Below are 8,009 nucleotides of genomic sequence, written 5' to 3' on the forward strand. Positions count from 1 at the left end.
TTTTGGCAACGCAGATGCCGTGCCGCAGCCGCCGGAGCGGTGCTTAAGCCGTCAGGCGGGAATTGTGCGGTGTTGCCTTAACAAAAACTTTCTGCCCCAGCCCCCAACCGCTACTTGCAATTTGCCAAACGGTATAGTATAATATTTAAAGCGGACAGGGCTGTATATTGCGCTGTTTTGCATACGGATGTGGGCCCCGTGCGCAGGAGCCCTGTGAACCATGTCAGGCGGGGAACCGAGCAGCATTAAGCGGTGGTCTCCTGGTGCTGCGGTCAGTCCGCATTCGTATGCAAAGCAGCGCAGCCGCGGGGCACACCCCGCGCGGGCCTTGTCCCTTTTTCTATGCCGCAAAATATTTTACAGGGGGGGGTTGCATTGTACCGTGCGCTGTACCGTAAGTGGCGTCCGCGCAAGTTTGCGGATGTTGTTGGCCAGGAAGCCATCGTAACGGCCCTGCAAAACCAGATCGCCGCCGGGCGCATTGGCCATGCCTACCTGTTTACCGGCACCCGCGGCACCGGCAAAACCACCTGCGCCAAAATTTTTGCCAAAGCGGTCAACTGCCTGGATACCACCAGCCCGGACCCCTGCGGTGAATGTGCTGTCTGCAAAGGCATTGATGAGGGTACCATTCTGGATGTATCGGAAATTGATGCCGCCTCCAACAACAGCGTGGATGACATCCGTGACCTGCGCGATGAAACCGCCTATCTGCCTGCCGTGTGCAAGTATAAGGTATATATCATCGACGAGGTGCACATGCTGTCTACCTCGGCGTTCAATGCCCTGCTGAAAACCATGGAGGAACCGCCGGAGCATGTGATCTTTATCCTTGCCACAACGGAAGTGCAAAAGGTTCCGGCTACTATCCTCAGCCGCTGCCAGCGCTATGACTTCCAGCGCATTACGGCGGATAAAATTGCCGGTCGGCTGGAATATGTGGCCGGGCAGGAAAGCATTGAGCTGGACCATAACGCCGCCGAGCTGATCGGCCGCCTGGCCGATGGCGCCATGCGTGATGCACTGTCTATCCTGGATACCTGCGCCGGTGTTTCCAACACTGTGGATGAAGCGCTGGTGCGCCGCATGGCGGGCGTGACGGACCGCAAATATCTGTTTGAGATCAGTGATGCCATTGCCGCGCGGGACGCTGTGAAAGCTTTGCAGGAGATTGCCGCCCTGCGCCAGCAAAGCGTGGATATGCGCCGCCTTTGTATGGAGCTGGCCGGGCATTACCGCAATTTGATGCTCAGCGCCCTGCCCGGCGGCACCGACCTGCTGACGGGAACTTCCCCCGAAGAGGAAGCTGCCTACGCTGCGCGGAAAGATTTCCCCCAGACGGAAGCGGTACGCGCCGTCAATGCGTTTGGCGCCGCGCTGGAAAAGATGGCCCGCGGTACGGACCAGCGCATTGAGCTGGAACTGGCGGTTTTCTCGCTCACCCAGCCGGAAGCGGTGCCTGTTGCGCTGCCTGCCGCCGTGCCCGCCCGTCCGGTGGTTACAGCAGCCAGTCCGGCCCCCTTTGCCGCCGTCCCGCAGCAGGTGCCCCCGGTGCAAATGGCATCGGCCCCCGTGCCGCCTGTGGCAGCCCAGCCGGTTCCGCCTACCGTGGAACAGCCGCCGTTCAGCGCACCCATAGCAGGGGAGACCCCGCCCTTTGAGCCGGAGCTTGCCCCCGCCGCCCCGGCGGTGCAGCAACCCACCCCGGCTCAGCAGCCGGTGTACGCGGCGGATGTGCCCATCCCCAAACCGGTGCGCACCGTGGCCAAAGAGCCGCAGCTGTTCCCCCAGTGGCAGGCGGTGCTGGAGCTGATTGCGGAAAACGACCCCATGCTGAACTCTTACCTGCGCGGAACCCAGGCTTATTACGATGGCCGCCGCGTGCTGATCGAGTGCAGTGATGATTTTCGCGATTTTATGCGCCGCAGCAAAGAAACCAGCAAAAACATCAAACAATATATCTACCAGGTCACCCACATCAAATGCGGCATCGGCCCGTATGAAAAAACCGCTGCAGCTGTATCCAACGCCCCCGCGGCCGATGTGGAAGAGACCCTGCGCCAGATGAAAGACCTTGGCGTGGATGTAGTGGTAGAAGATAAATAATGTTGCTGTCAACCGCAGTGTTGCGGTGTGCCGCCCGGCGGCAGCGCCGGGTGATAACAATATGGATAATAAGGAGAATTACCTATGAAAGCAAGACTTCCCAAAGGCTATGGCCGCCCCGACCCGCAGGCAATGATGCGTCAGGTTCAGAAAATGCAGGATGAGATCCGCGCAAAGCAGGACGAGCTGGAAGCCCGTGAATACACTGGCACAGCCAGCGGCGAGATGGTTACCGTTACCATGACCGGTAAGCACGAAGTGACCGCCATCAAGATCAAGCCCGAAGCCGTAGACCCGGATGATCTGGAAATGCTGGAAGACCTGATCGCTGCAGCTGTCAACAGCGCGGTTGCCGCAGTGGATAAGGATTCTGACGAAGAAATGGCTAAAATGACCGGCGGCATGAATATCCCCGGCCTGGGCTGATCGGGGGCCGCTGCATGCAGAACGCCGAACCCCTTGAAAACCTTGCGGACCAGTTTGCCCGGTTCCCCGGCATTGGCCGCAAGGGTGCCGTGCGCATGGCCTATGAGGTAATGTCCATGAGCAATGAGCAGGCCATGGAGCTGGCCAAGGCGATTGAAAACGCCAAGGTCAAGCTGCACCGCTGCCGCCTTTGCCAGGATTATACCGCCAACGAGGTGTGCAGCATCTGCGCTTCCCCCAAACGGGACCGCTCCGTGATCTGCGTGGTGGAATCCCCGCGGGATGTAAAAGCCATTGAGCGCACCCATGAGTTCAACGGCCTGTACCATGTGCTGCATGGCTTGATTTCCCCCATGGACGGCATCGGCGCGGATCAGCTTTGCGTAAAGGAGTTGCTGGCCCGCCTGGACGGCACCGTAAAGGAAGTCATCATGGCCACCAGCCCTACGGTGGAAGGCGAGGCGACCGCCATGTACCTGGCCAAGCTCATCAAGCCCCTGGGCATCAAAACCACCCGCCTTGCCTATGGCTTGCCGGTTGGTTCCAGCCTGGAATACGCTGATGAAACCACTTTGTACCGCGCTATGGAAGGCCGCGGCGAAATGTGACGCCCGATTTGGCTTGACAAAACGATTTTACTGCGTTATACTGTATACCCCTTAGCGGAATGGACTTGCGTGCTGCAGGGGATAACGGCTTTGAAAGGAGGTGCGCTTGATGGCACAGGAAAAGCCCGGCAAAAAGGTGATTGCCCAAAACCGTGAAGCGCACCACGAGTATTTTGTCATCGAAGCGCTGGAAACCGGCGTTGAACTGGTCGGCACCGAGGTCAAAAGCCTGCGTGCCGGCGGGGTCAACTTGAAGGATTCCTGGGCAGATATTGATGATGGTGAGATCATCCTGAAAGGCATGCACATCAGCCCATATGAGCAGGGGAATATCTTTAATAAAGATCCCCGCCGCCCCCGCCGCCTGCTGGCGCATAAAAGCGAGATTCGCCATTTGCAGCAGCAGATCAAGCTGCAGGGGTACACACTGGTGCCGCTCCAACTGTATTTCAAGCAGGGGCGTGTAAAAGTGGAACTGGGCCTGTGCAAAGGCAAAAAGCTGTACGATAAGCGTGCTGATGCCGCCGCACGGGACGCCAAGCGCGATATTGACCGCGCAATCAAAACAAGAAGATAATTTTTTCGCGCACACACTTTTGTTTTCCCACGCTGTGTGGTTCTGCCGCATAGCGCTTATATGGGGCTGTAATGGTTTCGACGGGGAGAGAGAGGCGTGAGCAGCGGGCCGTGGCGGTGCACCACGATAAAAGTGCCAAACAAAATTAACTGACAACGATTATACTGTTGCCGTCGCTGCCTAATTAGGCACGACCGTCCTGCCTGTTTTAGTACCGCACAGGGTCAGGGCGTCGATTAGGTACTGAACGTGCACGGGCCTAAGCTTTGCCGCCTGTCATGAATTTATGAAGCTACCAATGTGTCAAGCGTGTGCACTCGCTCGCACTGCGGGAATTTTAATAAATGCACTGCGCCCGGAGATACTCTAACCGCTTTCTTTTCGGACACGGGTTCGACTCCCGTCAGCTCCACCAAAATAAAAGCACCCGCCGTACCCCGGCGGGTGTTTTTATTTTGCTGCTCCGTGAGCTGCTGAGGAGTCGAACAGGGGGGCAGTACCGCAGTACCAGCCCGATGGCCGATGAGGAACGCGGATGCCGTGCGTTCGTCATCCTCGGTGGAATCACTCTCATTATACCAGTGGTTTGCCCGGTGTTTGAATGCCCTGCGAACAGCCCGCCTGCCCCTCATACAGGACAGGCATAAAAAACCACGGTGCGTGTGCATCGTGGTTTCAACAAATGTTGGCGCGGCCATTACGGCACAATTTCCACGCTGGGCAAAACGTCCGTGTAAAAACACAGCCGGTACTGGCGCGGGCAGATGTAATTCACCTTGAACTGTTCCGGGCTGGTCACTGCGGTCAGCATGGCCAGCATCAAAACAAGCAGCTTCTTCATTGCGTTCTCCTAAAAATGGGCATGAAAGAACCACGGTGCAGAATTTGCATGCGCTGAATACTCTGGGCGGTGATCTCCCTGTATCTCAGACTGTTTCTTTCGGTGTAGCATTGTTTTTCTCAGGTTGCAAGGCACTTGCCACCGCAGCCGTCCGTTTCCCGTTCCGCCGTTTACAAAAATATTTTTGAAATAGGGCTTGCTTTTTCCATCTTATCCTGCTATAATAATCAAGCGCTGTTAAGGCAGAGGCACAAATGAATATGGGAGCTTTCCCGAGTGGCCAATGGGGACAGACTGTAAATCTGCTGCTTAATGCTTCGGTGGTTCGAATCCACCAGCTCCCACCAAAAAGCTGTGGCAAAAATGTGTCACAGCTTTTTTTGTTGTATCGCTAAAAAATGACGAGCTCATCAGCCCCTTTTTTCAAATGTTTTTTACAGTGTTGTTCAACACATAAAGAGGAAAACCACAAATGTGCACTCAAGAATTAAAAATTGGCACAATTCCGGCTGTACTGTACGGCGAACCGGCCCCCAACATCTGGTTGTTCGTGCATGGCCAGGGCGGTAATAAAACGGAAGCCGCAGCATTTGCGGCGCTTGCCGCCCCAACCGGCTGGCAGGTGCTGGGCATTGACCTGCCGGAACATGGAGACCGCACGGGGGAAACTGACTTTACTCCCTGGCAGGTGGTGCCGGAGCTGCAAACGGTGCTGGCCTATCTGCAGCAGCACTGGCAGAGGATTCGGCTGCGGGCCAACAGCATCGGGGCCTATTTTTCCATGCTGGCTTTTGCCGGGGCAACGATTGAAAAAGCGCTGTTTGTTTCGCCGATTGTGGATATGGAGCGGCTGATCTGTGATATGATGCAGTGGGCAAAAGTAACGCCGGAGCAGCTTTGCGAAAAAGGTGAGATCACCACAGAATTTGGGCAGACCCTTTCGTGGCGGTACCTGTGTTGGGTGCGCCAACACCCGCTGGATGGCTGGCAGATCCCCACAGCAATCCTGTACGCCGGGCAGGACACCATGACAAGCCGGGACACGGTGACGACGTTCGCCCAAAAACACCATGCGGAACTGACGGTATACGAACCGGGCGAGCATTGGTTCCACACCCCGGCTCAGCTAGATGCCATGCAAACCTGGGAGCGGGCACACCGGTAAGAGCCGCTCAAGGCTTGAACCATGAGAAAGAGAGAGGAAAGACCATGGCCATTACAATGTTGGCGGGGTACCTGGTTATTATCAACGCGGCGGCGCTGCTGATGATGGCGGAGGACAAACGCCGAGCCAAGCGGCACCAGTGGCGCGTGCCGGAAGCCGCACTGTTTGGCGCAGCCCTGCTGGGCGGCAGCGCCGGGGCATGGGCGGGCATGTATCTGTTCCACCACAAAACCAGGCACTGGTATTTTGTGGTGGGTATGCCGCTGATTCTGGCCGCACAGCTGGCCGCTGGGGTGTGGCTGGCAGGGAACAGCGGCCTGGTTTGAACAATCGGAACGCCCTGCCGGAGCAATAACGGTGCCGCAGCACCGGGACCCCGGCAGAGCATTTGACTTTTTGGGTTAGCTATGATAAACTAATGGCGCCTGATCAAAACAAACAAGGCGTTCCCCAGAAAAAATTGCGACGGTTCGGCAACGCACCGCCGTTTTTATGAAGCAAATGTTAGTCGAATCTAACATTTGCTGACCAAGGAAGTGCAAAAAAGCTCAATGTCAAAACAAACCGATAACAAGCAATTCTGGCAGCGGTGGGCCAGCTGCTATGGCCCGCTGATGCAAAGCAGCGAGCCGCTGTATGCTGCCATTGTGCAGCAGATGCAGCCGCACCTGACGCCGGAAATGAACGTGCTGGAACTGGCCTGCGGGTCCGGCCAGCTCAGCTTCCGGCTTTCCCGCCTGGTGCGGGACTGGGAGGCTACGGATTTTTCGCCCAAAATGATCGCCCAGGCAAAGCTGAAACCCCGCGGGGCGGGGCTGCACTTTTCGGTGCAGGATGCCACCAGCCTGCCCTATGCGGACGAAACCTTTGATGCGGTGCTGATCGCCAACGCCCTGCACATTATGCCCCGGCCGGAAAAGGCTCTGGCAGAAATTTACCGGGTTCTCAAGCCCGGCGGCCAGCTGTTTGCCCCAACCTTTGTGCATGGCGAGGTACCCCGCACCCGGCTGCGCATGCTTGCCATGCGGTGCGCGGGGCTGCAAATCTATAACAGCTGGATGGTGCCGCAATACCTGGCATTTTTGCAGGCGGGCGGCTTTGCCGTGCAGGAACATGCCCTGCTGGGGGATACCCTGGCCCCGCTGTGCTATGCCCGCGCTGTGCCGGACAAAACGCGCGTGACACAGCGCTGAAGCAATCCACCCCAGAACAGGACGATATAATTAAAGGCAATACCGCATAGTTCTAAGTGCCGATACGGCGAGCGAGGTGCGGCAGATGCTAAGCCAAAAGCGCAGATAATACTGGATGCTGCAAAGGTGAGCGCCGCCAGTGGCGGAAACAGCGAACCGAAGCAGGGGCAGCGGTCGCAGAGTGTGAGGGGCTTTTGCCCCCGAAGCACGATGCGGGTACCGCAATCCGACATTATCGAGCATTTTGGCAACGCAGATACCGTGCCGCAGCCGCCGGAGCGGTGCTTAAGCCGTCAGGCGGGAATTGTGCGGTGTTGCCTTAAAGGATGATACCATGATCAACAAAAAACTGCTTTCATTTGACCCCGCCGCCATTCTGTTGAGAGCAGGAGGGTGAGCTGATGGCAAAACAGACGGTTGCAGAAAAGTGGGACGGCGAAAAGTTGCTGGTCAGCGAGATGATCGCCCTGTACTGCCGCAAAAACCACCATACGGCGAAAGGCAGCCTGTGCCCGCAGTGCCAGGCCCTGCATGATTACGCCTTGCAGCGCATTGAACGCTGCCCCTTTATGGAAACCAAAACCTTTTGCTCCGCCTGCAAAGTACACTGCTACAAGCCCGAAATGCGTGAGCAGATCCGCACCGTTATGCGCTGGAGCGGCCCCCGCATGCTGTTCGTCCACCCCGTGCTGGCCGTCCGGCATATGAAGGAAACGATGAAGGCGAAGAAGAGTTAGGAGTTAGGAGTTAGCAAAACGCGCACAGCGCTGGATGAACCAGACGCTGTGCGCGCTTTTGTGTGGTGAAAGTCAAAAAACGCTGTAGGGGGCGAATATGATTCACCCGCAAAGAAACGTGAAATTTTTGCCGCAAACCGAAAAATGGTTTGTAGGGGACGATGCTTGCATCGTCCCAAATGACGGGCTTTGCCGGATATATTACCACATCATTCCCCGCACGACCGTGGGCGCACAATGTGTGCCCCTACGGGTGGGATATGCGTTAAAGCAACACCGCACAATTCCCGCCTTACGGCTTAAGCACCGCTCCGACGGCTGCGGCACGGCATCTGCGTTGCCAAAATGCTCGATAA

10 protein-coding genes, 1 tRNA gene and 2 other RNA genes are annotated in these 8,009 nt (G+C 56.9%); 12 read left to right on the top strand and 1 reads right to left on the bottom strand.

Annotated elements, in window-relative coordinates:
- Positions 1–187: 187 nt before the first annotated feature.
- From ffs to ssrA, 6 genes are all read left to right on the top strand, one after another.
- Positions 188–286: signal recognition particle sRNA small type (gene ffs, locus C4885_RS14240), an RNA gene on the top strand.
- Between the two features lie 89 nt (positions 287–375).
- Positions 376–2,106 carry a DNA polymerase III subunit gamma/tau gene (gene dnaX, locus C4885_RS14245; protein WP_114000971.1) on the top strand — a complete coding sequence of 577 codons (1,731 nt, stop codon included), beginning with the start codon at positions 376–378 and terminating at the stop codon, positions 2,104–2,106.
- An 84-nt stretch (positions 2,107–2,190) separates the two neighbouring features.
- Complete coding sequence (locus C4885_RS14250) at positions 2,191–2,532, top strand: YbaB/EbfC family nucleoid-associated protein (RefSeq protein ID WP_114000972.1); 342 nt, start codon at positions 2,191–2,193, stop codon at positions 2,530–2,532.
- 14 nt (positions 2,533–2,546) lie between these two features.
- Complete coding sequence (gene recR, locus C4885_RS14255) at positions 2,547–3,140, top strand: recombination mediator RecR (protein WP_114000973.1); 594 nt, start codon at positions 2,547–2,549, stop codon at positions 3,138–3,140.
- A gap of 109 nt (positions 3,141–3,249) precedes the next feature.
- Complete coding sequence (smpB, locus tag C4885_RS14260) at positions 3,250–3,717, top strand: SsrA-binding protein SmpB (protein ID WP_114000974.1); 468 nt, start codon at positions 3,250–3,252, stop codon at positions 3,715–3,717.
- Positions 3,718–3,779: 62 nt separating this feature from the next.
- Positions 3,780–4,132, top strand: a transfer-messenger RNA (tmRNA) gene (ssrA, locus tag C4885_RS14265).
- A 282-nt stretch (positions 4,133–4,414) separates the two neighbouring features.
- On the opposite strand, the gene C4885_RS16555 is transcribed toward ssrA, so the two are convergent.
- Positions 4,415–4,558: a hypothetical protein gene (locus tag C4885_RS16555; RefSeq protein ID WP_158538916.1), complete on the bottom strand. Its 144-nt coding sequence runs from the start codon at positions 4,556–4,558 to the stop codon at positions 4,415–4,417.
- A gap of 262 nt (positions 4,559–4,820) precedes the next feature.
- Between C4885_RS16555 and C4885_RS14270 the strand changes: the two genes are divergently transcribed.
- From C4885_RS14270 to C4885_RS16805, 6 genes are all read left to right on the top strand, one after another.
- Positions 4,821–4,905: transfer RNA gene (locus C4885_RS14270), tRNA-Tyr, on the top strand.
- A 125-nt stretch (positions 4,906–5,030) separates the two neighbouring features.
- Positions 5,031–5,723, top strand: a complete 693-nt coding sequence (locus C4885_RS14275) for a carboxylesterase (RefSeq protein ID WP_114000975.1) — start codon at positions 5,031–5,033, stop codon at positions 5,721–5,723.
- Between the two features lie 44 nt (positions 5,724–5,767).
- A complete protein-coding gene (locus C4885_RS14280) occupies positions 5,768–6,049 on the top strand; it encodes a DUF1294 domain-containing protein (RefSeq protein ID WP_114000976.1) in 282 nt (93 codons plus the stop codon).
- 225 nt (positions 6,050–6,274) lie between these two features.
- Entirely contained in the window at positions 6,275–6,916 is a 642-nt protein-coding gene (locus tag C4885_RS14285; RefSeq protein WP_114000977.1) for a class I SAM-dependent methyltransferase, read from the top strand.
- 401 nt (positions 6,917–7,317) lie between these two features.
- Positions 7,318–7,653, top strand: a complete 336-nt coding sequence (locus C4885_RS14290; RefSeq protein WP_114000978.1) for a nitrous oxide-stimulated promoter family protein — start codon at positions 7,318–7,320, stop codon at positions 7,651–7,653.
- Positions 7,654–7,750: 97 nt separating this feature from the next.
- Positions 7,751–8,009: hypothetical protein (locus tag C4885_RS16805; RefSeq protein WP_207657600.1), on the top strand; the 259-nt coding region annotated here is incomplete at its 3' end.

The organism is Subdoligranulum sp. APC924/74, assembly GCF_003324125.1.
Taxonomy (GTDB): domain Bacteria; phylum Bacillota; class Clostridia; order Oscillospirales; family Ruminococcaceae; genus Gemmiger; species Gemmiger qucibialis.

Excerpts from the sequence above, each read along its gene's own strand:
- recR (WP_114000973.1), top strand. The coding sequence starts at position 2,547 with ATGCAGAACGCCGAACCCCTTGAAAACCTTGCGGACCAGTTTGCCCGG.
- C4885_RS16555 (WP_158538916.1), bottom strand. The coding sequence starts at position 4,558 with ATGAAGAAGCTGCTTGTTTTGATGCTGGCCATGCTGACCGCAGTGACC.
- C4885_RS14275 (WP_114000975.1), top strand. The coding sequence starts at position 5,031 with ATGTGCACTCAAGAATTAAAAATTGGCACAATTCCGGCTGTACTGTAC.
- C4885_RS14250 (WP_114000972.1), top strand. The coding sequence starts at position 2,191 with ATGAAAGCAAGACTTCCCAAAGGCTATGGCCGCCCCGACCCGCAGGCA.
- C4885_RS14285 (WP_114000977.1), top strand. The coding sequence starts at position 6,275 with ATGTCAAAACAAACCGATAACAAGCAATTCTGGCAGCGGTGGGCCAGC.
- C4885_RS14280 (WP_114000976.1), top strand. The coding sequence starts at position 5,768 with ATGGCCATTACAATGTTGGCGGGGTACCTGGTTATTATCAACGCGGCG.
- C4885_RS14290 (WP_114000978.1), top strand. The coding sequence starts at position 7,318 with ATGGCAAAACAGACGGTTGCAGAAAAGTGGGACGGCGAAAAGTTGCTG.
- smpB (WP_114000974.1), top strand. The coding sequence starts at position 3,250 with ATGGCACAGGAAAAGCCCGGCAAAAAGGTGATTGCCCAAAACCGTGAA.